The organism is Alteribacter salitolerans, assembly GCF_016901055.1.
In the GTDB taxonomy this organism is placed as follows: domain Bacteria; phylum Bacillota; class Bacilli; order Bacillales; family Salisediminibacteriaceae; genus Alteribacter; species Alteribacter keqinensis.
The window spans coordinates 123,958-146,598 of sequence record NZ_JAFEUX010000002.1; the positions used below are offsets into that span (position 1 = coordinate 123,958).

The 22,641-nt window shown below is 46.8% G+C and carries 28 protein-coding genes; 18 read left to right on the forward strand and 10 right to left on the reverse strand.

Going from position 1 to position 22,641, the window contains the following annotated elements:
• Positions 1-494 precede the first annotated feature (494 nt).
• The 10 genes from JSY36_RS03715 (at position 495) to JSY36_RS03760 (ending at position 6,242) form a co-directional block, all read left to right on the forward strand.
• Positions 495-1,211 carry a hypothetical protein gene (locus JSY36_RS03715; protein ID WP_122900332.1) on the forward strand — a complete coding sequence of 239 codons (717 nt, stop codon included), beginning with the start codon at positions 495-497 and terminating at the stop codon, positions 1,209-1,211.
• A gap of 152 nt (positions 1,212-1,363) precedes the next feature.
• Entirely contained in the window at positions 1,364-1,843 is a 480-nt protein-coding gene (locus JSY36_RS03720; protein ID WP_205165300.1) for a DUF456 domain-containing protein, read from the forward strand.
• Between the two features lie 146 nt (positions 1,844-1,989).
• The gene (locus JSY36_RS03725; RefSeq protein ID WP_205165301.1) at positions 1,990-2,253 is read left to right on the forward strand and encodes a hypothetical protein; all 264 of its coding nucleotides are present in this window, start codon (positions 1,990-1,992) and stop codon (positions 2,251-2,253) included.
• Positions 2,246-2,455: a hypothetical protein gene (locus JSY36_RS03730; protein ID WP_205165302.1), complete on the forward strand. Its 210-nt coding sequence runs from the start codon at positions 2,246-2,248 to the stop codon at positions 2,453-2,455. Before JSY36_RS03725 ends, JSY36_RS03730 begins: the two co-directional genes overlap by 8 nt.
• Complete coding sequence (locus JSY36_RS20800) at positions 2,442-2,969, forward strand: DUF6241 domain-containing protein (RefSeq protein WP_205165303.1); 528 nt, start codon at positions 2,442-2,444, stop codon at positions 2,967-2,969. Before JSY36_RS03730 ends, JSY36_RS20800 begins: the two co-directional genes overlap by 14 nt.
• A gap of 291 nt (positions 2,970-3,260) precedes the next feature.
• Positions 3,261-3,356 (forward strand): YjcZ family sporulation protein, encoded by a 96-nt coding sequence (locus tag JSY36_RS03740; protein ID WP_122900340.1) that lies wholly within the window; start codon positions 3,261-3,263, stop codon positions 3,354-3,356.
• Between the two features lie 134 nt (positions 3,357-3,490).
• A complete protein-coding gene (locus tag JSY36_RS03745; protein ID WP_205165304.1) occupies positions 3,491-3,748 on the forward strand; it encodes a stage VI sporulation protein F in 258 nt (85 codons plus the stop codon).
• Positions 3,749-3,853: 105 nt separating this feature from the next.
• Positions 3,854-4,186, forward strand: coding sequence for a hypothetical protein (locus JSY36_RS03750; protein ID WP_205165305.1), 333 nt, complete (start codon positions 3,854-3,856; stop codon positions 4,184-4,186).
• Between the two features lie 121 nt (positions 4,187-4,307).
• Positions 4,308-4,904 carry a TetR/AcrR family transcriptional regulator gene (locus JSY36_RS03755; RefSeq protein ID WP_205165306.1) on the forward strand — a complete coding sequence of 199 codons (597 nt, stop codon included), beginning with the start codon at positions 4,308-4,310 and terminating at the stop codon, positions 4,902-4,904.
• A gap of 69 nt (positions 4,905-4,973) precedes the next feature.
• Positions 4,974-6,242, forward strand: a complete 1,269-nt coding sequence (locus JSY36_RS03760) for an MFS transporter (RefSeq protein ID WP_205165307.1) — start codon at positions 4,974-4,976, stop codon at positions 6,240-6,242.
• 18 nt (positions 6,243-6,260) lie between these two features.
• Here the strand turns inward: JSY36_RS03760 and JSY36_RS03765 are convergent, their stop codons facing one another.
• From JSY36_RS03765 to JSY36_RS03780, 4 genes are all read right to left on the reverse strand, one after another.
• Positions 6,261-6,908 (reverse strand): SGNH/GDSL hydrolase family protein, encoded by a 648-nt coding sequence (locus JSY36_RS03765; protein WP_205165308.1) that lies wholly within the window; start codon positions 6,906-6,908, stop codon positions 6,261-6,263.
• 216 nt (positions 6,909-7,124) lie between these two features.
• Complete coding sequence (locus JSY36_RS03770) at positions 7,125-7,373, reverse strand: hypothetical protein (RefSeq protein ID WP_205165309.1); 249 nt, start codon at positions 7,371-7,373, stop codon at positions 7,125-7,127.
• A 241-nt stretch (positions 7,374-7,614) separates the two neighbouring features.
• Positions 7,615-8,577 carry a D-2-hydroxyacid dehydrogenase gene (locus JSY36_RS03775; RefSeq protein WP_205165310.1) on the reverse strand — a complete coding sequence of 321 codons (963 nt, stop codon included), beginning with the start codon at positions 8,575-8,577 and terminating at the stop codon, positions 7,615-7,617.
• A 141-nt stretch (positions 8,578-8,718) separates the two neighbouring features.
• On the reverse strand, positions 8,719-9,627 hold the full coding sequence (locus tag JSY36_RS03780) for a ketopantoate reductase family protein (protein ID WP_205165311.1): 909 nt from the start codon (positions 9,625-9,627) through the stop codon (positions 8,719-8,721).
• A 118-nt stretch (positions 9,628-9,745) separates the two neighbouring features.
• Between JSY36_RS03780 and JSY36_RS03785 the strand changes: the two genes are divergently transcribed.
• A complete protein-coding gene (locus JSY36_RS03785; RefSeq protein WP_205165312.1) occupies positions 9,746-10,267 on the forward strand; it encodes a DinB family protein in 522 nt (173 codons plus the stop codon).
• Between the two features lie 61 nt (positions 10,268-10,328).
• On the opposite strand, the gene JSY36_RS03790 is transcribed toward JSY36_RS03785, so the two are convergent.
• Complete coding sequence (locus JSY36_RS03790; protein WP_205165313.1) at positions 10,329-10,538, reverse strand: 2-hydroxymuconate tautomerase family protein; 210 nt, start codon at positions 10,536-10,538, stop codon at positions 10,329-10,331.
• Positions 10,539-10,926: 388 nt separating this feature from the next.
• Here JSY36_RS03790 and JSY36_RS03795 point away from each other — a divergent pair, with 388 nt between their 5' ends.
• Positions 10,927-11,280: a PH domain-containing protein gene (locus JSY36_RS03795; RefSeq protein ID WP_122900362.1), complete on the forward strand. Its 354-nt coding sequence runs from the start codon at positions 10,927-10,929 to the stop codon at positions 11,278-11,280.
• Between the two features lie 207 nt (positions 11,281-11,487).
• Positions 11,488-12,141: a glycosyltransferase gene (locus JSY36_RS03800; RefSeq protein ID WP_205165314.1), complete on the forward strand. Its 654-nt coding sequence runs from the start codon at positions 11,488-11,490 to the stop codon at positions 12,139-12,141.
• An 83-nt stretch (positions 12,142-12,224) separates the two neighbouring features.
• Here JSY36_RS03800 and JSY36_RS03805 read toward each other — a convergent pair whose 3' ends face one another.
• The 4 genes from JSY36_RS03805 to ectA form a co-directional block, all read right to left on the reverse strand.
• The gene (locus JSY36_RS03805) at positions 12,225-12,710 is read right to left on the reverse strand and encodes a glutathione peroxidase (protein WP_205165315.1); all 486 of its coding nucleotides are present in this window, start codon (positions 12,708-12,710) and stop codon (positions 12,225-12,227) included.
• 113 nt (positions 12,711-12,823) lie between these two features.
• Positions 12,824-13,213: an ectoine synthase gene (locus JSY36_RS03810; RefSeq protein ID WP_205165316.1), complete on the reverse strand. Its 390-nt coding sequence runs from the start codon at positions 13,211-13,213 to the stop codon at positions 12,824-12,826.
• Between the two features lie 176 nt (positions 13,214-13,389).
• Positions 13,390-14,664, reverse strand: coding sequence for a diaminobutyrate--2-oxoglutarate transaminase (gene ectB, locus JSY36_RS03815; RefSeq protein WP_236784537.1), 1,275 nt, complete (start codon positions 14,662-14,664; stop codon positions 13,390-13,392).
• A 4-nt stretch (positions 14,665-14,668) separates the two neighbouring features.
• Entirely contained in the window at positions 14,669-15,190 is a 522-nt protein-coding gene (ectA, locus tag JSY36_RS03820) for a diaminobutyrate acetyltransferase (RefSeq protein ID WP_205165318.1), read from the reverse strand.
• A gap of 351 nt (positions 15,191-15,541) precedes the next feature.
• On the opposite strand from ectA, the gene JSY36_RS03825 reads away from it, so the two are divergent.
• Together JSY36_RS03825 and JSY36_RS03830 are read left to right on the forward strand one after the other, a co-directional pair.
• Complete coding sequence (locus JSY36_RS03825; protein ID WP_205165319.1) at positions 15,542-16,378, forward strand: VOC family protein; 837 nt, start codon at positions 15,542-15,544, stop codon at positions 16,376-16,378.
• 155 nt (positions 16,379-16,533) lie between these two features.
• Complete coding sequence (locus tag JSY36_RS03830) at positions 16,534-16,833, forward strand: rhodanese-like domain-containing protein (RefSeq protein WP_205165320.1); 300 nt, start codon at positions 16,534-16,536, stop codon at positions 16,831-16,833.
• Positions 16,834-17,473: 640 nt separating this feature from the next.
• Here the strand turns inward: JSY36_RS03830 and JSY36_RS03835 are convergent.
• Positions 17,474-18,358, reverse strand: coding sequence for a LysR substrate-binding domain-containing protein (locus JSY36_RS03835; RefSeq protein ID WP_205165716.1), 885 nt, complete (start codon positions 18,356-18,358; stop codon positions 17,474-17,476).
• Between the two features lie 143 nt (positions 18,359-18,501).
• Between JSY36_RS03835 and hpaI the strand changes: the two genes are divergently transcribed.
• From hpaI to hpaB, 3 genes are all read left to right on the forward strand, one after another.
• Positions 18,502-19,425: a 2,4-dihydroxyhept-2-ene-1,7-dioic acid aldolase gene (gene hpaI, locus JSY36_RS03840; protein WP_122900378.1), complete on the forward strand. Its 924-nt coding sequence runs from the start codon at positions 18,502-18,504 to the stop codon at positions 19,423-19,425.
• A gap of 75 nt (positions 19,426-19,500) precedes the next feature.
• Positions 19,501-21,030 carry a 5-carboxymethyl-2-hydroxymuconate semialdehyde dehydrogenase gene (gene hpaE / locus JSY36_RS03845; protein WP_205165321.1) on the forward strand — a complete coding sequence of 510 codons (1,530 nt, stop codon included), beginning with the start codon at positions 19,501-19,503 and terminating at the stop codon, positions 21,028-21,030.
• Positions 21,031-21,162: 132 nt separating this feature from the next.
• Positions 21,163-22,638 carry a 4-hydroxyphenylacetate 3-monooxygenase, oxygenase component gene (gene hpaB / locus JSY36_RS03850; protein ID WP_205165322.1) on the forward strand — a complete coding sequence of 492 codons (1,476 nt, stop codon included), beginning with the start codon at positions 21,163-21,165 and terminating at the stop codon, positions 22,636-22,638.
• Positions 22,639-22,641: the final 3 nt, after the last annotated feature.

The window sequence follows — 22,641 nt, forward strand, 5'->3', positions numbered from 1 at the left end:
TATGAAACCAGGCTTGGAAAACGCGGTTGATAGTGATAGATATGCCTTATAAGGGGAAAAAATACTTGGTCATAGTACGAGACGACACAAAGTTTAAATAAGACAGATTGGAGACGGCGTGGCAGGCATATCGTATGGCGATACATTCCCTTTAAAAGATTAACAATCTTGTTGGTATCGCATAGCGATACCACAAAATAAAGGAGAAGGAGGCAGGGGGGAATCAACCTCTGGGTTTAATAGACCCAAAAGTTAAGAATCTAGTTCATATCTTAAAGGGAGTTCAATAAGCGGAAATTAACACCAAACGTTCACAGATACTGAATTAAAAAAACGATACACAAAGATTGCCAGGCGATATAGCGCTATCCTTATCCTTATGAGACCTCGTACCTAATTTCTATTTTATCTGACAAATCCTCGTATCGGATGGCCATACATCTTGCAAATTCGACAAAAAACCTTCATATTTATAATAGATAAGGAGGTCCGATATGCGACACGATATACAGCCGAATGAACGCTCTTTCTCAACGAAGGAAGTGGCAGAACAAGTAGGTATTGCAACGCCAACAGTACGGAAGTATGGCCAGATCCTGGAGCGGAACGGATACGAGTTTTTTAAGGATAGAGACCGGCGGATCTTTGTCCAATCTGACATCGATGCCCTTGTAGCGATACGCGATACGGACAAGCCCCTGGACGACACGGCGAAAGACCTTGTAATTGAGCAGAAAGAGAGATTGGACAGTTCACAAGACTCTCATACAACAGACGTAGCGCTACCCGATACATACGGCAGCCTGCCTCAAGATCCGAACCAATTGAAAGAAAGTCTGATGTTTTTAGCGAAAGAGCTGGCGGCTACACGGGAGATGAATGTGCAGCTGGGAGAAGGCATGACGCACCTTAAACGAACGGTAGCCCAGCTTCAGCAGGACCATCACGTCATCAGTTCCGGAATCGGAAATTCAGCACAGCGGACACAGTCCAAGATTGAACGACTGACCGAGCAACAGAAGTCCCATTATGAAGCATTGCTTGAACAGGAAAAGGAAAAAAGCGAGCTTCTTCAAAAAGAGATTCAGGCGATGCGTGAGGAACAGAGGCAGGAATGGAGGTCACAAAACGAGTTTAACAAGCGGCTGGAAGAAGCTGCACAAAAACCTAAAGGTGGTTTTGAGAGGCTCTTTTCTATGTTCAGAAAATAATCGTAGAAGATGTCTCAAAAGAGCATAATGTAAAAGAGGTTGATCCAAAAGGTAAAGAACCGCCTTTTGGATCAACCTCTTTTACTATTAGAAACCTCCGTTTCCGGGTACAATCACTTTTAAGCAGTCTATTTTAGTCATAAGGAGCATGTATGGATATTTTAATCTGGTTGATTATCGTCTCATTTTTTCTGTTAAGCTTTGTGGGTCTTTTTTATCCTGTGATCCCCGGCATTCTCATGATCTGGCTCGGATTTGCATCGTACCACTTTTTTATGGATTCCCTCGGGTTTTGGTCGTGGGGAAGCCTTCTCGTTCTGACTGTTCTCATTTTCGCAGCGGATTTTGTGGCGAATATGTACTTCGTGGAACGCCGGGGCGGTTCGAAGTGGGGAGGGAGGATGGCAATCGCCGGTCTTATCATAGGGGCCTTCGTTGTACCGCCTTTTGGCATTATTCTTGTGCCCTTTGCTCTCGTTGTGATTACTGAATATCTCGTTACAAAAGATATAACGTCCGCTTTAAAAATCGGAACGGGAACCGTGTTTGCTTTTTTGAGCAGTACGTTTGCGAAGTTTGTCATTCAAGTGGTTATCATCGTGATCTTCTTTCTTGATGTGTGGTTGATGTAGAGTCAGGGTGGCACGATGATCAGTCACCCTTATAGATAAAACAGGAAAATAGACATAGGACATGTGTGGATAATGTTCACAGACACCTTGAAACCAATTCCAATTTACTAGATAATATTAACTAGTGAATGGTTGGGAGGGGTTTGATGGATTACCGTGAGCTGGTAAGCATTGTTGTGTTGTTAAAGGATAATCATGAGAGCGGCACGAGGGAAGGAAAATACTTCTTTTTCAAATATTTGGACATCGTGCTCGATCCGGAAAGTGATATTTATATTTTAGGAGATTTACATAAGCTTGCCGAGGTGTTGAAGGATAACGGCGTTTGCGAGTTTAGCGACGTAATCGGGCTTTATGACAGCAAGGCCGGCGGAAAGCTCAGTGAATTGTGTGGTGGCTGCTATGCGTGAGAAGCCGCCATTAAAGAACATTTATAAAAAGTCTCTTGCGATTCAGCTTATCAGAATGGGTCATGATCTGGAGCATACGATGAGAAACAGAAACAATCTGAGGTATCAGGTGTTTGTTTTTCCTGATACTCAGGAACTGAGAGAAGACCTTTGCAAGTTAAACGGGCAGAGGTATGAAGGTGAACGTCGTGAAAATCATTAAAGTCACAGCCATTGTTCTCGTTTTTCTTTCTGTAGCGGGCTTCACTACCCACCAATGGCTCGACAGCCGGGAAGTGTCTGAAACCTCAGGCGAAGTCGAGGATATAATCGATGAGGAAACAGGTGAGCCTGTGCCGATTGAAGAGATTGTTGATGTGCCTACAGTGGATGAGATTGAGGAGCGGTACTCTTTTGATATGAGTGAAACGAATATGCAGAATACGATTCATGCCATGTCCCATCAGAAAGTGTATGCAACTGAAAAGTGGGGACACGTCTTTATTACGGATGAGATTATCGATCGTCTTTTGGAAGTAAACAAAGAGAACAGCTATACTCACAGTGCGGTGTATCACGACATCCTCACCCGCTGGAGACTGGATGATTTCTCCAGAGCAGTGGAGGATCATAATACGATCTGGCAGCTGCAGGGAGGAACGGTCGGTGAGGCAACGCGGCTTCTCTCAGAAGAAGAGGAAAGGCTTTATATTATCAGGCATTTTGAAGATGAATAAGAGTAAACCGGTGCTCTAAAGATGAAATCAGCTATCTTTTGGACACCGGTTTTGTTTTTTCCAGTATCGAAATTTGGAGCATACAGCTCCACTTGTGTTTAACAAAAATGTTCGATGCTCAATGAGGATTTTCATGGCCTGTCCACTGCAGACACATTTTCAAGTGTGATTTGGAAGCTTGTATATTTTTCCGCTCCATCCGCCTATTCAAAGCAAACGCCCACACTCAACGGGGGAAACGTACATATTGTGTGGTGAAAAGAATCCTACACGGGGGCGGAGGGAATTCCATTGTCATACGGTAAAAATGAAGGTTTTGCGTTATTGGTTGTGTTGTTTATCCTGCTGGTCATCATCGGTGTATCTTACATCGACTGCGGCTGCTAGGAGTTGATAAAGGGACCTTGAGGAGATGATTTCTCCCCGGGGTCTTTTTCTTTGCGTCTGGGCGAATGGCCACTCCCTTTTCCTGTTTGATCATAGGATATGAATAAGGTGGAAGCGGGAAGGAGTGGAACAGCTTGTTTAACAAATTCTTTGGCGGTTTTGAGAAAAAAACCGGCGTTGGGATGAATGAAGTGCTGAAGCTTGCACAATCAGTCCAGTCGGCTAATCTCAAGGATGAAAAAGTGGTAAGAGACCTGATTCAGCGGATTGCAAAGGTCGCCAACCGTAAAGTAACAAAAGAAAAAGAAGATCAGCTCGTACAGGCAATTATGAGCGGAAACGTACCGAAGGACATCGGTGCTATTCAAAAAATGATGAAGGACAAAAAATAATGAAAATACGACTGTCGGCAAAGTAGCTGACAGTCTTATTTTTGTTTTGCAATCAGGATTTTAAGGGTATTGGAAAGGTATAAAAGAGAGGAGTGGAATCCGTACATGAAAAAGCTTCAAGCGTATTTCAGGACCGAAAATGATGCAGAAACGGCTTCGATCAGCCTCAAGCAGCTCCGGGTGAGCAATGTCATTGTAGATGAAATTCCGCAGCAGAGCCGTGAGAATATCGTGATCGTCCCCGCAGCGAATGTGGGATCAGGAACGGCAGCAGCCGGCGTTGTTCCCCCGGCAGCGGGAAAAAATAAGTTAACAATGAGTAAAGATGAAAACAAAGCATTTCAGTACATTCTGGAGTGTGATGTGGAGGAAACGGACTACGAAGCGGCAAAGGAAAAGCTGGAACAGAATGATGCCTATATGGAACAAAAAGAGTAAGAGAAAACGAGGAGCTAATGGCTTCTCGTTTTTTTTTTCAGGCTTTACAAATCAAAACCAATGTTTTACAATTTTATTAACGTTTGATTGATCAATCATTATTAGGGAGTGAGGATCGTCCATGCCACTTTCAGAAAATCAGATTAAAAATATGGAACAAAAGCGGGAGCGGATCCTGTATGAATCGGTCGTTCTTTTTTCTGAACTCGGGTTTGAGGGTACGACAATTAAGAAGGTCGCCAAAGCTGCCGAAGTCAGTTTTGGCAGCGTGTTTACCTACTTTGAGAACAAAGATCAGCTGTTTCATGCCACTGTGACGGAACCTTTGGCGGATTACGAGAGGTCGTTACTTGATTTTGATCCGCAAGCAAAAGACCCTGTGAAAGAACTTGAGAGCATGGTGGTAAAGCATATCGAAGTGTTTTCAAGTATCAGCCATTATTTAAACCTGGTTGTCCACGTGATCAGCCATAACAAAAAGTTTCCTGATACTTTTACAGTCCTCGATGCATTTCATCAGAACTTGCGAAACCAGGTTCGGGAGCTGGTTGCAGCAGGACAGAAAAAGGGCGTGCTCCGTGAGCAGGACCCGACTTATGCGGCTGTAGCATATACCAGTCTGTTGATGGGACTGCGGTTGAATCTGACTGATGAACCCGACAGCGATACGTGGGAGCATCTCGTTCCAAGCACGGTGCAGCTTTTTGGACCGAAATGAGCTATTGTTTCGGTTTTTCTTTTCCACCAATAATGATTGATCAATCAATCGTAGAAAAGAGGCAAACCAATGTCATTCTTTCGCTTTCACCGGACCATTAAAATAAGACTCGCTTTACAGTTCCTCACTACGATGGCCACCATGTCGGTCGTGCCTTATCTGGTTATTTATTTCTCAGCCACACTTGGCACCGTCACCACAGGATTTATGTTCCTGGGCGTGATCACAGCTACTGTTGCCGGCTCTCTGACCGGAGGGCTCCTTGCCGATAAAGCCGGAAGAAAACAGGTGATTCTTTGGACTGAAGGGGTTGCTGTTTTCGGTTTTATCGCTGTCGCATTCGTTAATTCACCCTGGCTGGTTCTGCCTTTTGCGGCTTTCCTTCTGTTTGTGATGATTCAGTTTTCCACCGGCGCAGGGGAGCCGGCTTATCAGGCATTGCTGATCGATGTAAGCAAACCGGAAAACCGGCGGTCCGTCTATACCTATGCTTACTGGCTGCGAAACCTGGGTATGGCGGTCGGGGGAATTGCAGGAGCCTTTTTGTTTATGGATCATCACTTCTACTTGTTTCTTGGTGTGGCTTTCTGCCTTTTCATTTCGTTTATTGTGACCGCCTTTTTTATCACGGACACCTACGTTCCCTTACGATCCGGGCAAAGGCGTGTTAACACTTCGAAAGCTGAAGCATCTTTCAAAACGGGCTACAGGAAAGTCCTGCTTCACCGTGTCTTCATGGCTTTTACATGTGCCCACTTACTCATTGTTTCTGTGGAAGAGCAGCTTACCACGGTTACTGCTGTCCGGCTTGTGGATGCCCTCACAGAACCCCGGCCGCTTCTTCCGTTCCTGCCAGTCAAGGTTGATGGCTTAAATACTGTCGGTATTCTGAAAGCAGAGAACACGATTCTTGTGATCTGTTTAACGGTGCTTATTTCTGCCTTTATCCGGAAGCTGAACGACCGATGGGTTCTCATGACCGGCCTCACGCTGTTTTTTACAGGCTACACCATCATCAGCTTCAGTGAAGTGCCAATCGTGCTCCTTGCAGCGATGTTTATCGCAAGTGCAGGAGAGGTGCTTCATATTCCAGTCAAACAAGCCTTGCTGGCCGGCTTGATTCCGGACCACGCCAGGAGCACCTATATGGGCATCTATTATCTTTTTACTTATCTGGGGGTGAGTACTGCCGGTGCCTTTATTATTTTGAGCGCCTGGGTGCCGGCGTGGCTGTTTACCTTTGTTTTTGCAGCGATGGGGGCTGTGTCATTGATCACCTTCAACCGGCTCACACAGGAGCCGGTACATGAGGCAGGCAGAGCAGCGGCCACTATGTAGAATTCAGGGCCGTTAATATTACTCTTCCCACCCAACTGCACTCAGGAACGTCCTGGCCAGAATCATATGGCCCGTGGCGTTCGGGTGCACCCGGTCCCATGCCAGAGAAGACGTATAGGCATGCTCAAGGTAATCATCAAAAGCCCTTTGTGTATCCACAAAAACACATGCATATTTTTCAGCCAGCTCACTGACCGCTTCACCGTAACGGTCCATCTGCAGTCTCATCTGGTCGTTTCTGTTTTTCTCCAGAAAAAACGGCGTCATGAGAATGAGCTTATCCACATGTGGACAGGCTCCCTCCATGAATCCTTCCAGGGTGCGTTTATACTCCGCTATGTATATGTGCTGCTCTTTCTCAAAAGGACTGTGGAACTGTCGCCACACATCGTTTATCCCAATCATGATAGCGAGAAAATCAGGGTTCTGATCCACAACATCCCTCTGCCACCTTTCCGCAAGTTCCCTTACTGTATCCCCGTTCACACCTTTATTCACAACCTGCAGCCCAAGCTCTGGATAACGAGACTGAACAAGGGCATTCACAAACGAAACGTAACCATTCCCAAGCTCTTCGAATAACCCTTCGCCATCAGGCTTCTCCCGTCCGCAGTCCGTGATCGAGTCTCCGATAAATAACAGCTTCTTTCCGTGAGTAAATATCATAACCTGACCTCCCGTGTCTTTCCTGATGATAGCTCTTTCTCCCAAGCAGGGATCTATTCCTCTTTTTTATGGAAAGTCCTGTCGGAGGAAACGAAAAGTTTCGGTCTGTTTGGAAAAAAATCCGCCTCAGGCTCAAAGCCGGGCGGATTCTTTAGGGAAGTTAACAATCGTACCTATCTTTTTTGCATTTCTTTTTAAATTTCTTTTTGGCTTCGTCTAATTTTCTTTCGTATTTTGCAATTTTTTCTTTGTACCCTTTAGTTTCTTCACGTAATTTTTGGCACTTATCTTTCGATCGGTGTCTTTTATGGCAGTGGTCTTTTTTACATGGATCGCAATAGTGGCAACGGCATTTGTCGTGATCAATTCTGCAAGGGTCGTGATGGCCTTTGTGATGATCCACATCACAACGGCATTTATCATGGTCTCTTCTGCAAGGATCGTGATGATGGTGTTTTCTATCATCGTCTACGCATTTTTTGCACATACATACATAGTCGCATGCTTTATGGTGTTTCCGGTCCGTCACGTAGTCGTGAATACTGATTCTTTTTCCGTATGGGTCATAGCTGAACATATCTTTCCCTCCCTCCTTCTTGAAATACTATATTCTATGCTCATTTGATAGATTTGCGCAGGCAAACAGGCAAGAAAAAGAGAGCGTCTCATAAACTATGAAACGCTCTCTCAGTCCTCTTACAGAAAACTAATACCCTTTGCGATAATCAACCCGGTTTACAGGCAGCGTATCCCTATTTACATAGCTCTCCAGATTTGGAATGAAGATGTCTTCCATCACCCGCTTATTGTAAAATTCAGTAGAACCCGCTGTGTGAGGCGTAACAATCACATTATCCAGCTCCCAGAGGGGGTTGCTTTCTCCCAAGGGTTCTTTTTCAAACACATCAAGTCCTGCTCCGGCGATCGCACCTTCTTTAAGGGCAGTGATCAGTTCCGTCTCTGCCACCAGCTGACCGCGGCCGATGTTAACGAAAAATGCCGTGTCTTTCATAAGAGAGAATTCTTTCGCCCCAAAAAGATGGTGTGTTTTTTCCGTGAGGGGAAGGGTCACGACCACATAATCACAGCGGGGAAGAAGGTCATGAAGAGAGTCGGCTTTATACATTTCATCTACGTTTTCAACAGGCTCCCCGGAGTTTCTCACTCCAAGAACCGTCATCCCGAACGCCTTTGCAATCTTCGCCGTTTCTTTTCCGATCGCACCGACACCGATGATCCCCACAGTCTTTTCGTGAAGCTCGAGATTCATATTCGCATGGTGCCACGTTTTCGTCTGCTGCTGTTTAACGTATGTATGAATTTTTCTCGTCAGAGCCAGCATGTGTCCAAAGATCGTTTCAGAAATAGGGTAGGCGTGAACACCATTTGCACTCGTGACAATCGCTTCTTTTTCTTCGAGCTTATCCAGGGGCAGGCCGTTAATACCTGCACTCCAAGCCTGAAGCCATCGCAGGTTTGTTTCAGGTTCAGCGACGATATTGTTCATCTCCGGTTTCCAGCCGGCAATCACCTCGGCATCTTTTAAATGAGGTTTCCACGTTTCCTTTTCTTTTCCGATAATCACATCCCAGTCAGGGACGAGTGATTTTACTTTCTCAGCATGAGCGTGATCGATCGTATGTGTGATCACAAGCTTACGTCTGGTCATGGTTATGTACCTCCAGGTGTTGGTTTTGTGGTGCCTGTCACTCCCCGAATCCTGTCGAATTCGTAGTCCTTTTCTATAAGAAAATTTCGTATGAAAAAGACCTATGGTTTCGTCAAAGTTCGGGTGGTGACAGGCACCTTTCTAGTTCTCGTACACTCTCAGATTCGCATAAATCGTCTCCAGTGTCGGAGCCGGTATGCCTTGCTCGTCTGCCTTTTCAAGAAGGTAGCCGAAGAAGTGGTCTCCTTCTACGGAAAGGCCTTTCTCCATGTCCCGCTGGAGTGATGATTTCATTGTGTGCTCGATGTCATGCAGCTTGTCCCAGTTCGCTTCCTCCACTCCGTCAGGCAGAGGTGCATCGAGGGATTTCATAATCGCCGCTGCTTCTGTAAGCGTCTTTTTCACTGTTTTACTGCCGTATTCATCATCACGGATCGGTCCGATTGGCGAGCGGTAAAGGGACGTAACGCCAGACAGGGTTGAAATGAATAAGTACTTTTTCCACATATCGGCCAGGATCGTTTCAGAAAGCACAAAGTTACTCTTCGTGTTACTGAATGTGTCTTCGAGCCTTGAAACACGCTCGGAGCGCTCCCCTGATCTTTCCCCGAAGATGAAATCGTGGGTGCCGCTGGACTGTATGATGTGCCCTTGTTCGTTCAGCGTAGCTTCCACAAAGCAGAGGCCTCCGAGGACGTTTTCTTCACCAAAAGCGGCAATCAGCCTGTCCATGTGGGCAATGCCGTTTAACAGAGGGATAATCATCGTATTTTCCCCAACATAAGGCCGGATGTCTTCTATCGCCTGATCCAGCTGGTACGCCTTCATGGAAAGAAGGACCGCATCGAAAGGTCCGGCTATTTCGCCGGCCTGAATAAGAGTGGGGGTGGTTTGGAAATCACCGTGAATACTCCGGATATGCAGCCCGGTTTCTTCGAGCTGTTTGCGTCTTCGTTCACGGACGAGAAACGTCACGTCCTCGCCTTTTTCCACCAGGCGGCCACCAAAGTATCCGCCAATCGCTCCTGCACCAACCATTAGTAGTTTCATAGTGCCCTCCCTTTATTTTCCCGGGTGCCTGTCACTCCCCGGTATTTGTCGAAATTATAAGTCTATTATACATGAATCATAGCAGGGGGAATGGGCAAAGTGCTTAGGAGATTATAAGATGGAAGAGAGTGATAAAATGAAGAAAGAGAAAATGAGGAGGATTCCGATGATAGAGCTTTTTCAATACAACTGGGAAGTTCGGGAAGAGTGGTTTGACTGGTGTGAAGAGGTTCCACACGAAGAGCTTGTGAAAAAGCGTACGGGCGGAATGGAAAGCATTCTGCATAATTTGTTTCACGTGATCAATTGCGAGCAGCTCTGGATTAATCACATGCGGGGAGAGCCTGTGATTGAAACGGACATGAAATCAATCACTGTTCTTGAAGAAGTGAAAGAATTTTCACGTATCACAAAGCCGGTCACAATGGCCTTTTTGGAGTCGTATGCAACGTCCGGGGAAGACCGGATTCTTGAGGTGAAGAGCAGCAGGACGGGGGAGATCCGGTCGTTTTCGTATGATAAAGTGATTCTCCACATTATCACCCATGAAATTCATCACATTGGCCAGGTGTCCGTGTGGTCGAGGGAGGTTGGCCTGAAGCCAGTTTCGTCTGATCTTATCATAAGGGATTACTTTTGAAGGAAGGCAAACAAAAAAGCAATGGAATTTCCACAGAGAAATCCACTGCTTTTTTTACGTGCTACTGCCCTCTTTTTCGACGGTCGGTAATAAGTTCGGCGCCGAGTCCGTAGTTGTCGGTGTCGATTTCGTCAATGATGACAACGGTTGAAGCGGGGTTTTTGTTTAATGTTTCTTCCAAAAGATTGGTGACGCCTTTTACAAGGGTCTCCTTTTCCGCTTTTGTAAGTCCACCGTTTTCTTTAGTCACTTTAATGTTTACATATGGCATGGACATACACCTCCTCATTCAATGATGGCAGATAACGTTTCCTATTGTCTTCTTTCCTGTTCTTTGGAAAATTCAAACTGAGCTGGGTCACCTCACTGCCTGCCAGCACCTCTTTGCTTGCGTCTTTCATGGAGAGCGCAGGCTGCCTGACTTCACTCTGAATTTCCCTAATTTCTGAGTCAGCCGGAAGAACAGGGGGTGGCACGGCGCGATTGGGAATTATCTGGATCCGGATCTGGATATCTTAACCTAAATCCTTGATATATTAAAATTCATCCGGCATATCTTTCACGGCGGATATCTTAACACAAACCCACAAAAACGATCCTCCTTCGTTGAAAACACTAAAGAGAGGGCGTATAGTTGCCCCTAAAGGAGGCATGTTGTAATGAGCTTTTTCAGTAAAGGTGACAACCGGGAAAAACATATGCAGCAGGCAGAGGAGTTTTTGTTTGAAGGGGAGACTCTTGAAGGGACATACGGCCTCATGATCGACTTCGTGGCTTTTACGAGCCACCGGATTCTTTTTGTAGACCGCTCTCTCATGTCGAAGTCAAAGTCTGCTGTATACTCTATTCCCTATGAAAAAATCGAAGAAATTGCCATTGAAAAAACCGGTGTATTTTCCTTTTCCAACAACATCGAGATCGCAACAAAACGTACGACCCACTCCCTGCGCTTTATGAAAGACACCGACGTGATGCAGTTTTACAGGGATTTATCCAAACGAATCTGTACGTAATACGCAAGCTGTAACCATCAAAAGATGATTACAGCTTTTTTTGTGCCTGTCCTAATATAAGCCGGTGGTTTCGACAACATTGAAGTGGGGACAGGAGCCTCAATAAAGAATGTTCGAATGTTCTTCGTATGAAAAATATGGATCAATCCATACTATTAATGAAAAAATGTTCACTTTATTGCCAATTAAACAAAAGGAGACAGTGCTTTGAAAAAACTACTGATATTTACACTTTTGATTACCACGATCTTTACTTTCTTCGTTTCACCACTCACGGATGTAAATGCAGAGACGAATAATCCGCAAAATGATGAATGTATGACGGAATCTGCCGTCCAGTTAAAAGGAGATCTCAGAAAACTGTGGATTGACCATACAATATGGACAAGAAGTTATATCGTCAGCGCCCTGGAAGGTCTGGAAGATCAGGAAAAGATACTGGAGAGGCTGTTGAAAAACCAGGATGACTTAGGAGATGCAATAAAACCGTATTATGGAGAAGAAGCAGGCCAAAAACTAGCTGAGCTTTTACGTGAGCACATTATAATTGCAGGCAGTTTGGTCGGAGCGGTTAAAAACGAAAACGCTGCAGAAATAGATAAGTACAATAAGGAATGGTACAAAAATGCAGATGATATTTCTGAATTTCTCAGCAGTGCCAATCCAAACTGGTCCTATAACGAACTGCAGGATTTACTGTACATGCATTTGAAATTGGTTGCTGATATAGTTACAGCAAGAGTGAACAAAGATTGGGCCGCAGATATTCTTGCTTTTGATACAGGTGAAGACCATATCATCGTATTGGCCGATGCATTGACAGATGGTATTATTAAGCAATTTCCCGATCAATTCAACTGAATGAGGATCAAGTTCTCCTTAATTAAACACGAAGGAAAAATCAAGAAAGCCGTAACCATCCCCAGGATGATTACGGCTTTCCTTTAGTCTTTTAACAGCTTCCGTACGTCATTCTCCATCTTTTTCGGTGACGTCTGAGGAGAGTAGCGCTTCACCACTTCACCATTGCCATCAACGAGAAACTTCGTGAAATTCCACTTGATTTCAGAGCTCAGTAATCCTTTTTGGGACGCCTTCAAGTGTTTATAAAGCGGGTGGGCTCCGTCTCCGTTCACTTTAATTTTGGAAAAGAGAGGAAAGGTGACGCCGAAATTGATTTCGCACGTTTCCGTCATGTTTTCATCCTTTACCGGCTCCTGGTTCATAAACTGGTTGCAGGGGAAACCGAGGACGGCGAGCCCGTCATCCTTATACGTCTGATGAAGGCGCTCGAGTTCTTTAAACTGCCCGGAAAGGCCGCATTTCGTGGCTGTGTTGACGATAACCACCGGCTGTCCTTTGTATTCATGAAGAGAGACTTCTTCTCCGTTTGGTTTTTTAACTGAGAAATCATGTACTGTTTCTGCCATGATGTCTCCTCCTTTACGTTTGATAGGTTTATCATAAAAACAGAAAGGGAGAAAAACAAAACATATGCTTAAAACACAAAAACCCCCCTGCCAAAAGTGACAGAGGGGAAATTCTAGCTTTCTGTAACAAGGGGATAGACACCGTTTTCGTCATGGGTTTCCTGACCGGTAATAGGCGGGTTAAACACGCAAACCATACGCATGTCCGTTGTTGCCCGGAGGAGGTGCTCGTCGTGCTCATCGAGAGCATAGAGCGTGTTGGCGGAAATCGGGTGAACCTTGTTATCCTTCAGCGTCACCACTTCGCCTTCCCCTTCGATGCAGTACACCGATTCCAGATGATTCTGGTACCAGATATGGGTTTCGGTGCCGGCTTTAATAACTGTATCGTGCACGGAGTAGCCCATGCCGGAGTCTTTTAAAATCAGGCGGCGGCTCGTCCAGTTTTCGCCTTTTACTTCGTTTTCTGTATTTAGCACATCTTCCAGTTTTACAACTTTCATTGTTTTGACCTCCTTGTATGTTCAGTGGCTTTTATTTGAGTTGCAATGGCTCCATTCGGTTGCTCGCCTGTTACGAGAACTCCCCTCGTAACAGACTTTAAAAAGGCAACCGTTACGTTCATTGCCTAGAAAGCATTGGAAGTAGTTAAAGAGCGAACTTTTTCAGTGCGTTCTGTTCAGTCTGCAACCTGCTTGTGATTGGCGAGTACGCTTTTGATACTTTCCTCAATAATTCCAAAGCCTTCTTCGAGTCCCTGGTCATCGATGATCAGAGGGGGGAAAAGCTTGAACACTTCATCATTGCCCCCGGATGTTTCCATGATCAGACCGCGGTTAAACGCCTCTTCTGCTATTTTGGACGAAAGCCCTTCAACAGGTGAGGCAATGCCCTGCATGAATCCGCGCCCCCGTACTTCTCCCTGCAGATCAGGAAAGCGTCGGACGAGGCTGTTCAAAAACGCTGTTATTTTCCCGGACTTTTCCTTAATGCTTTCTTCAAATGCGCTGTCCTCCCAGTAAGTAAGGGATTCGGTGGCCGTTACGAAGGCATGATTGTTTCCACGGAACGTGCCATTATGTTCACCGGGACTCCACTGGTCGTGCTCCGGCTTAATCAATGTGAGGGCAAGGGGAAGACCATAGCCCCCGATGGACTTGGACAGGCAGATGATGTCGGGCTTGATCCCGGCTTTCTCAAATGAGAAGAATGTGCCTGTGCGGCCGACCCCGGCCTGAACATCGTCGATGATCAGAAGAATTCCCCAATTTTCGCAGATCTCTTCAATTCGCTTAATCCATTCAAAACGGGCGGTATTAATGCCCCCTTCTCCCTGGACAGTCTCAAGAATCATGGCAGCGGGAATTGCCACGCCACTCCCGTTATCTTCAAGAAAACGCTCGAGGTAATCGAGGCTTTCGTTCTCATCCATAAAATTATCAAACGGCATCGTCACCGAATTGGTGAGGGGGACACCGGCCCCTTTTCGTTTAGCCGAATTTCCAGACACGGCGAGTGACCCGATCGTCATTCCGTGAAATCCGCGGGTAAAGCTGATCACATCGGTGCGTCCCGTAACCTTGCGGGCAATTTTCAACGCGCTTTCGACGGTGTTGGTCCCCGTCGGCCCCGGAAACATCACCTTGTATTCCATGTCGCGGGGTTTTAAAATGACATCGTTAAACCGCTTCAGGAAATCAGCTTTTGCTTCAGTCGCCTTATCAAGGGAGTGGGTAATCCCGTCATTCTGGATATAGTCAATGAGCTTTTCCTTCATTCGTGGCTCATTATGTCCGTAGTTCAGGGCGCCTGCCCCGGCAAAAAAGTCGAGATATTCCTTTCCTTCAGTGTCCCACAGCTTGTAGCCGCTCGCTTTTGTAAAAACAGCCGGAAAGCTTCTTACATAGCTGCGCACACTGGATTCCATCTCATCAAAAATTGTCAGATCTGTCATGTTCCTAAATCCCTCCATTGCGTTTTTCAGTCATTGGTCCAACTCTGAATGTAAGTTCAGATTCGTGATCATCTTCTGGAAAAAGTTCGGCAGGAAAGCAGGTTGATACGACACACGAGGTTGAAAAATCCCGCGCCAGTCCTCTGAAAAGAGCTTCGGAAGCTCCGTTTGAAGGGGTCACGGTTGCTTCAAGGAAGCGGACATTTCTGCAAGCTTCTCTCGAAAGGAGCTCGTTCATCATTTTTGAGGCGACTCCTTTTCCCCTTTGGGAAGGGTCGACGCCAACCTGCCAGATAAAGATCGTGTCTTCTTGTTTGGGAGGAATAAAAGCGGTGATGAAGCCAACCAAACGGTCCTGTTCTTTTGCTGCTACACACGTCTCCCCGAAAAACTCACACATCATCAGATACTTGTAGGATGAGTTTTGATCAAGGGAGGTGCTGTTCACTAACTTCCACATGGCAGCCCCGTCATTCACGGTCGGCTTTGAAAACGTGACATCGCGTACGGTCGAATTTGTGCTCATAAAAATAAACCGCCTTTAATGGACCTGATAAGAACCCTCTCCTTTTGAAAGCGTTTTTTAAAGCACATAGATAAGCATAGTAACAGGACTGATTTTAATCAAACGGCATAAAGGAGCGTGACTGGCTAAAGATTCCAGTGAGTACAAGTGAGTAGAGAAGAACGGGGTCATTGTTTGGATAACTCTGAAAATTAAGGGAATTCTGTGCCGTCTATGTTTTTATACCCAATGAGACAGGAGTGATTGTTACAGTTGTGTTACAGGTTTTGAGGGAATGACAGAGCTTCGGATGGTACATGAAATGAGAAACAGGGTAAAGAAAAGAAGAATGTCACTTGAAGGAGGGCGATCATGGTGTTTCACTTTGATCATATTATTCATTACGTGGAGGATGCGAATAAAACGAAGGAAGCGTTCCAGGAACTGGGACTTCATGCCGTAACCGGAGGAAGACACGAAAATCAGGGCACATACAACACGCTTTGTCATTTTGATTTGAGCTACATCGAGTTTTTGAGTATTGAAGACCGGGCGCTGTTCGAGAAGGTTATTAAAGAGAAGAGGGATTCGAGCCCGTTTGCCACCATTGCACACGATCAGTTCACAGAAGGATTCTCACGGATTGCTCTTCGTACCCGGGGGCTGGACACACTGGCAGTCACATTCACGGAAAAAGGACTGAAGGTTACAGGTCCTGTTCCTCTCAGCCGCAAGCGGCCGGACGGGAGTGTCCTCGAGTGGTCTCTTCTGTTTATTGAAGACGAAAACTCAAAAATACCTCTTCCGTTTTTTATCGACTGGCATCAGACCGATGATGAACGGCGTGAAGAACTGAAGATGCATCACGTTATTTCCCCCAATGATAGTGGCGTAGCGTCCTTGTCTCATGTGACGATCGCTGTGGAAAACCTGGATGAGACGGTCGCCAGGTGGGCTTTGTTATTCGGACTGCCTAAAGGTGACATATATGAAGATGAAGATCTCAATGCACGCGTTCAGAAGCTTCACCTCGAGGGAGGGGATCTGTACTTTGCTTCCCCGAATGGGGAGGGTCCCGCAGCCCGGGTGCTCCGTGAACGGGGCGAGCGTCCTTTTAAGGTGACGCTTGAGGGAGCGCCTGTAAAGGAAGAACGGATCATTCATAATGGGAACTATCAGTTCAGACAAGCGGAGAATGGAAAAGGTTAACGAGAGAAGCAGTTATTACTCACCCTTTTATACCCCTATGGGTATTTGGGTTTTTGTGATATAATCAAATTGTACGTGGTCATACTAGCAAATAAGAGGTGACATAGATGTCCATTAAAAAGGCATTATGCCAATTAATTAGAGGAGAAAATAAGATGAGAGAAATGACAGCGGAAGAAGTAGCACAAGCTGCGAAGAACAACAAGGATGTAAGCATTATCGATGTGCGGGAAGATGAAGAGGTGGCAGAGGGAATGATTCCCGGCGCGCGCCACATTCCTCTCGGACAGGTACCGGACAGGCTCGATGAACTTAATAAGGATAAAGAACACATTATGGTGTGCCGTTCAGGAGCCAGAAGCGGCCGGGCCGGATCCTTCCTGAAAAAAGAAGGGTATGACGTCATCAATATGAGCGGCGGTATGCTCGAGTGGAAAGATGAAGTTCAGAAGTAATGGTGATATGAGGCCGGGACATAAAGAAAGTGTTTAGCTGATAATCCGAACAATTCACGAAAGTAGCGGATGAAATATACGCAAACTCCCTCTGGATTAAAAGGAAGCCACTGAAAAAGTACAAAACAACTTTTTCAGTGGCTTTTATTTGAGTGGCAATGGCTTCAGCGGTTGCGCGCCTGATATGAGAAACCCACTCATACCAGGCTTTAAAAAATGGCAACCTTTACGCTCATTGCTTAGAAGGCACTGGAAAAGTTAAAAATCGAACTTTTTCAGTACCTTCTGAAAAGCAAAGGTGATACCCCGCAACGAAGTGAGGAGGGTAACCCGCTTCCCGAGGAAAGCGAAGTATATTTCAGGAGCGGTTTACAGGCTCCGCATGTTATTCGTTCGGATTTCGTTAACTAAAACACTTTTGTCCCAGCCTCTTTTTCGTTCTTTCGATCATTTCCCGGAAAATAACCCGGATTTCGACACAGCCTGTCATTTGAATTGGCTGCTCACCGGCGTACTCGTCACTATGTACAGACTTCTGGATAATACCATGATGAAAAGTTTATTGGAGGCATGGGAGATTCCACTCCTTTTTAGGTGTTTTGCGGTAACACACGCTCCCCGCCCCTGCCACCGGGGATTTTTACATGTCTTTAAACTCCTCCGTAAACCGCCTCGCCTGCTTGGACAGATGCCGCTGTTTGAGCCAGATCAACGCGCTTTTTGCCCTCACTTCTGCATCCTCAATGTCAAAAACAGCAAGCTCCGGTGACTGGAAGGAAAGGAGAGTCGACCGAGGCACAATAGTAGCCCCAACGCCTTTGGATACCAAAGATAAAAGCATCGTTACATCAGGGCATTCACAAAGTACTGTCGGCTCGAAATTATGTTTGCGGCACTCTTCCAGAATCATTTCATACTGCCCGGCGCCACTGACGCGGTGCAAAAGAAGAAGCGGAACCCCTTCAAAGGAAGCCATTTGCAACGTCTCATTCATATCTGGTGGGGCCAGATCACGATGAAACACGCCTACATACTCCTCGTCCGGAAGCTGGATGTGATCAAACTCTCTCATTTCAAGAGGAAGTCTCACAATCCCAAGCTCCACATCTCTGTTTTTCACCAGTTCCCCAATCTGATAGGAATCCCCGTCCCTGAGCAAAAAGCTCACGGCAGGATAGGAGGCTCTGAAATCTCTGATTCGTTCAGGCAAATAAGAGAAACATGATTTGACGGTGCCGATGGCGAGTTTGCCCCGAAGACCCTTGTCGCTTTCTTTTACTTCATGGCGGATTTCGTCCATCTCCTGAAGGATCCGCTCGGCTTTTTTCAACAACAGTGTCCCTGCCTGGGTAAGCTCCATTGTCCGTCCGTTCCGTTCAAACAACATGACACCGAGCTCCGTCTCAAGGGACTTAAGCTGCTGGGAAAGGGGAGGCTGGGCCATATGAAGCCGTCTTGCCGCTTTTGTAATCTGCTTTTCTTCAGCGATGGTGCAGAAGTATTTCAGCTGTTTAATATCCATTATGGGGACCTCCAAGTGCTATATGTTTTTCGTATTCATTCCATATGAAATCAATATTTCTCATATAGCGTAGCACATGGTACGGTCTATTTGTAGGAATATTCGGATAAGTATGTCTATTTTTCAATAAAAAGGAGAGAGCGTTGATGAGATATGATGAAGCGAAACGAAAATTAAGAGGTTCCATTGCCCCGATAGTGACGCCATTTAAGCAGGATTATTCCATGGATCTGGATAAACTCAAGGAACTGATTGACTGGCATGTGGAGAGTGGAAGCCATGCGATCAGTGTAACGGGAACGACGGGGGAGCCGAGTTCACTCACAGCGGCAGAGCGAATTACCGTAATGGAAACGGCGGCTAAAGCCGTGAACGGCCGGGTTCCGTTCGTACCGGGAACCGGATCGACAAATCATGACGAAACCGTCGACTTGACGAAAAAAGCCCAGGAGATGGGGGCGGATGCAGCACTTGTGATCGTTCCTTATTACAATAAACCTTCCCAGCATGCCCTTTACAAGCACTTCAAGACAGTGGCGGACAGTGTGGACATTCCTCTGATCGTCTACAACATCCCGGGACGAACGGCCACAAATCTTGATGTGAAGACGCTGGCCCGCCTGAGCGAAGACTGCCCGAACATTATTGGGGTGAAAGAATCCAATAAAGACTTTGAGCATATCAACCGTGTGCTGTTAAACTGCGGCAGGGATTTCAACCTTTACTCGGGAATTGAGCTTCTCTGTTACCCTATGCTTGCCATAGGAGGCGCCGGTCACATAAGCGCCACAGCCAATGTGATGCCGGAAAAAGTAGCGGAAATTTACAATGCGTGGGAAGAAGGCGATGTGAAGCGCGCCCAGGACCTTCACTTTGAACTGATGCCCCTAAACGATGTGCTCTTTAAAGACACGAACCCTGCACCCCTTAAAGCAGCCCTTGGCATGATGGGTAAAATTGAGCCGGTTCTCCGGATGCCGATGGACCTTCCGACAGAAGCGCTCCAGAGCGAAATCCGGGAAGTATTGAAAACCTATACCAACGTGGCTGATCAGGTTGTTTCCAAATAAAGTGTAAGCGGATACAAAGGGGCAGTTGCTCCGCCCTTTGATGGAAATGACCAAACATACAGGAGGTTCTCACTTATGACCAAGCAAACGGAAACGATTACTGCGACGCAGCTCACTCATGACAGTCAGCTTGCTGATATCAAGCTCTATATAAACGGGGAATTTGTACCTGCGAGTTCAAATGAAACCTTTGAAAATAAGAACCCTTTCACCAACCGTCCCATCAACCAGGTAGCGTCCGGCACCTCAGATGACATTGACCGGGCCGTAACTGCCGCAAAAGCAGCCTTTAAAGGGGAATGGGGACGGCTGAAACTGAAGGACCGACTCGTGTATGTGAACCGCATCGCGGACCTCATTGACGAGCATATCGACGAAATTGCGCCTCTGGAATCACTTGATACAGGTCTTCCGATTCACCAGACGAAAAAGATGGTGGCACGGGCTGCACAGAATTTCCGCTTTTATGCCGAGATGGTTTCAAGCCGCCTCACAGGCGATGCTTATCAGGTAGACGATGAATTTTTAAACTATACCGTCCATAAGCCCGTTGGGGTAGCGGGGCTGATCACGCCGTGGAACGCGCCATTCATGCTGGAAACGTGGAAAATAGCCCCGGCACTCGCAACAGGCAACACTGTAGTTCTAAAGCCGGCCGAATGGTCCCCGCTCACAGCAAACCGACTGGCGGAGATTATCGACAAAGCGGATCTTCCAAAGGGCGTATTCAACGTTGTTCACGGGTTTGGGGAAACAGCGGGAGCAGCCCTTGTGGCACACCCTGATGCGCCGCTTATCTCGTTTACAGGTGAAACGAAAACCGGTTCTGAAATTATGAAAAACGGAGCCGATCCGTTAAAGCGCTTCTCCATGGAGCTTGGCGGCAAATCCCCGATTATTGTGTTTGACGACTGCGATGTTGACCGGGCGATCGATGCGTGTACGTGGGGTATTTTCTCCTTCAACGGCGAACGATGTACGGCAAATTCACGGTTGTTTATCCACGAAAACCTTTACGACACATTTGTGGAACAGCTCATTGACAGGGTGAAAAACATCCGTGTCGGCGATCCCCTTGATGACAAAACCCAGGTCGGCCCGCTTATTCATACCGACCACTATGAAAATGTGAAACGATATCTCGGCATTGCAGAAGAAGAAGGGGCCCGGGTTATCAGCGGCTATGTTGATGAAACGTATGCGGATGGGAACTTTGTGCCGCCGACGCTGCTGTTAGACGTAAACAACAAAATGACCGTGGCTCAGGAAGAGATATTCGGTCCGGTGATGTCAGTGATGACGTTTAAAGATGAACAAGAAGTGGTGGAAATGGCCAACGATGTACGATACGGCCTGGCCGGGTACGTGTGGACAAACGACATGAAGCGGGGACACCGTGTTGCCCAGGCAGTGGATGCGGGAATGATGTGGGTGAACTCGCAGAACGTAAGAGATCTGCGTACGCCGTTTGGCGGCTCCAAGCACAGCGGCATCGGCCGGGAAGGCGGCTACTATGCCTTTGAATTTTACACGGAGATCCAGGTTGTGCACGTAGCACTGAGCGATCACCCGATTCCGCAGTTTGGAAAAGAGAAGCGGACTTAGGCAGACCTGCGCTGAGGGTGAATAATTTATCGCTTTTGATGAATGAGTTTTCACTTTAACCCGATTATTTTTCGGTTCAGCCCAGTTATTTTTCACTTTCACCACCTCATCCATATAAAAGGGGGAAACAACATGCCGGCGAAAACAGGTGACCAGTATATCAGCCGCTTGAAAAAAGCGAGCAACAATATTTATCTCCACGGAGAAAGAGTCGAAGATGTAACCGAGCATCCGGGACTTAAAAACGTCGTGAAATCAATGGCGAAACTGTACGACCTTCAATTCGAAAAACCGGAAAAAATGCTTTATACCTCTCCAACATCCGGAGAGAAAGTGGGTATGACGTTCCTTCAGCCCACATCGGTTGACGATCTGATCAAGCGCCGCGAAGCGATTCAGGAGTGGGCGCGGACGTCCGGAGGAATGCTGGGACGCTCCCCTGATTACCTGAACGCAGAAGTGATGGCCATGGGCATGAACAATGAACTGTTCACAGAAGCTGACCCAATGTTTGCCGACAACGCCCGGAAGTATTACGAGTTTGCAAGAGAAAACGACATCAGCCTTACCCACACTCTCATCCATCCCCAGGTGAACCGGGCGAAAGCCCAGCACCAGCAGAAGGATGCAAATGTGGCTCTTCACCTTGTGGAGAAAAAAGACGACGGGATTATCGTGGACGGGATCCGGCTTTTAGCCACCCAGGGCGGCATCACAGACGAGATTCTCGTTTTTCCTTCAACGGTTAAAAAAGCAGGGGAACTGGATGATCCGTATTCCCTCGCCTTTGCGATTCCGAACAATACGCCGGGGCTGAAGTACTTGAGCCGTGAGTCCTTTGACTATGGGAAAAGCGAGTGGGATCACCCGCTGTCGTCCCGTTTTGAAGAAGGGGATGCCATCGTATCCTTCGAAAACGTGTTTGTACCGTGGGAGCGGGTATTTGTCTGCGGCAACTCGTCCATATGCAACCGGACGTTCAGAGAGACGAACGCCGTTGTTCATATGGCCCATCAGGTTGTGGCGAAAAACATCGTGAAGACTGAATTTATTCTCGGTACGGCTCTCAGCATGATGGATGCGATCGGCATCGATCAGTTCCAGCACGTCCAGGACAAAGGAACCGAGATCATGCTTACGCTGGAGACGATGAAATCTCACCTGTACCGGGCGGAGCATAATGCGAAGCTTGATAAATCCGGTACGATGACGCCTGATTTTGACGCTCTTAACGCTGCCCGAAACTGGTATCCGAGAGTGTATCCGCGACTTGTTGAAATCCTCCGTGTGCTTGGAGCGTCAGGTCTGATGGGAACACCGACGGAGGCAGACTTTGCCCACGAGGAAATCGGACCGATCCTGAACCGCGGACTTCAGGGGAAAAACCTTGAAGGGTTTGAGCGGGTTCAGCTGTTCCGTCTAGCATGGGACATGACCATGAGTGCGTTCGGAAGCCGCCAGATGCATTACGAGTATTACTTCTTCGGTGATCCGGTCCGCATGGGAATGACGTATTTCGATCAATACGAAAAAGACACATACAAACAGTACGTTCAGGACTTTCTTAACCAGTCTGTGGCTAAAAAACCGAACGTATCAAAGGTGTAGAAG

Coding starts and splice junctions, on each gene's coding strand:
- JSY36_RS03785 (WP_205165312.1), top strand. CDS start 9,746: ATGGAAGAGAGTGATAAAATGAAGAAAGAGAAAATGAGGAGGATTCCG.
- JSY36_RS03750 (WP_205165305.1), top strand. CDS start 3,854: ATGAAAAAGCTTCAAGCGTATTTCAGGACCGAAAATGATGCAGAAACG.
- JSY36_RS03805 (WP_205165315.1), bottom strand. CDS start 12,710: ATGGCAGAAACAGTACATGATTTCTCAGTTAAAAAACCAAACGGAGAA.
- JSY36_RS03730 (WP_205165302.1), top strand. CDS start 2,246: ATGCGTGAGAAGCCGCCATTAAAGAACATTTATAAAAAGTCTCTTGCG.
- JSY36_RS03770 (WP_205165309.1), bottom strand. CDS start 7,373: ATGATAGAAAACACCATCATCACGATCCTTGCAGAAGAGACCATGATA.
- JSY36_RS03830 (WP_205165320.1), top strand. CDS start 16,534: ATGAGAGAAATGACAGCGGAAGAAGTAGCACAAGCTGCGAAGAACAAC.
- JSY36_RS03780 (WP_205165311.1), bottom strand. CDS start 9,627: ATGAAACTACTAATGGTTGGTGCAGGAGCGATTGGCGGATACTTTGGT.
- ectA (WP_205165318.1), bottom strand. CDS start 15,190: ATGAGCACAAATTCGACCGTACGCGATGTCACGTTTTCAAAGCCGACC.
- hpaE (WP_205165321.1), top strand. CDS start 19,501: ATGACCAAGCAAACGGAAACGATTACTGCGACGCAGCTCACTCATGAC.
- hpaB (WP_205165322.1), top strand. CDS start 21,163: ATGCCGGCGAAAACAGGTGACCAGTATATCAGCCGCTTGAAAAAAGCG.
- JSY36_RS03715 (WP_122900332.1), top strand. CDS start 495: ATGCGACACGATATACAGCCGAATGAACGCTCTTTCTCAACGAAGGAA.
- JSY36_RS03795 (WP_122900362.1), top strand. CDS start 10,927: ATGAGCTTTTTCAGTAAAGGTGACAACCGGGAAAAACATATGCAGCAG.
- ectB (WP_236784537.1), bottom strand. CDS start 14,664: ATGACAGATCTGACAATTTTTGATGAGATGGAATCCAGTGTGCGCAGC.
- JSY36_RS03810 (WP_205165316.1), bottom strand. CDS start 13,213: ATGAAAGTTGTAAAACTGGAAGATGTGCTAAATACAGAAAACGAAGTA.
- JSY36_RS03775 (WP_205165310.1), bottom strand. CDS start 8,577: ATGACCAGACGTAAGCTTGTGATCACACATACGATCGATCACGCTCAT.
- JSY36_RS03725 (WP_205165301.1), top strand. CDS start 1,990: ATGGATTACCGTGAGCTGGTAAGCATTGTTGTGTTGTTAAAGGATAAT.
- JSY36_RS03760 (WP_205165307.1), top strand. CDS start 4,974: ATGTCATTCTTTCGCTTTCACCGGACCATTAAAATAAGACTCGCTTTA.
- JSY36_RS03825 (WP_205165319.1), top strand. CDS start 15,542: ATGGTGTTTCACTTTGATCATATTATTCATTACGTGGAGGATGCGAAT.
- JSY36_RS03755 (WP_205165306.1), top strand. CDS start 4,308: ATGCCACTTTCAGAAAATCAGATTAAAAATATGGAACAAAAGCGGGAG.
- JSY36_RS03790 (WP_205165313.1), bottom strand. CDS start 10,538: ATGCCATATGTAAACATTAAAGTGACTAAAGAAAACGGTGGACTTACA.
- JSY36_RS03765 (WP_205165308.1), bottom strand. CDS start 6,908: ATGATATTTACTCACGGAAAGAAGCTGTTATTTATCGGAGACTCGATC.
- hpaI (WP_122900378.1), top strand. CDS start 18,502: ATGAGATATGATGAAGCGAAACGAAAATTAAGAGGTTCCATTGCCCCG.
- JSY36_RS03720 (WP_205165300.1), top strand. CDS start 1,364: ATGGATATTTTAATCTGGTTGATTATCGTCTCATTTTTTCTGTTAAGC.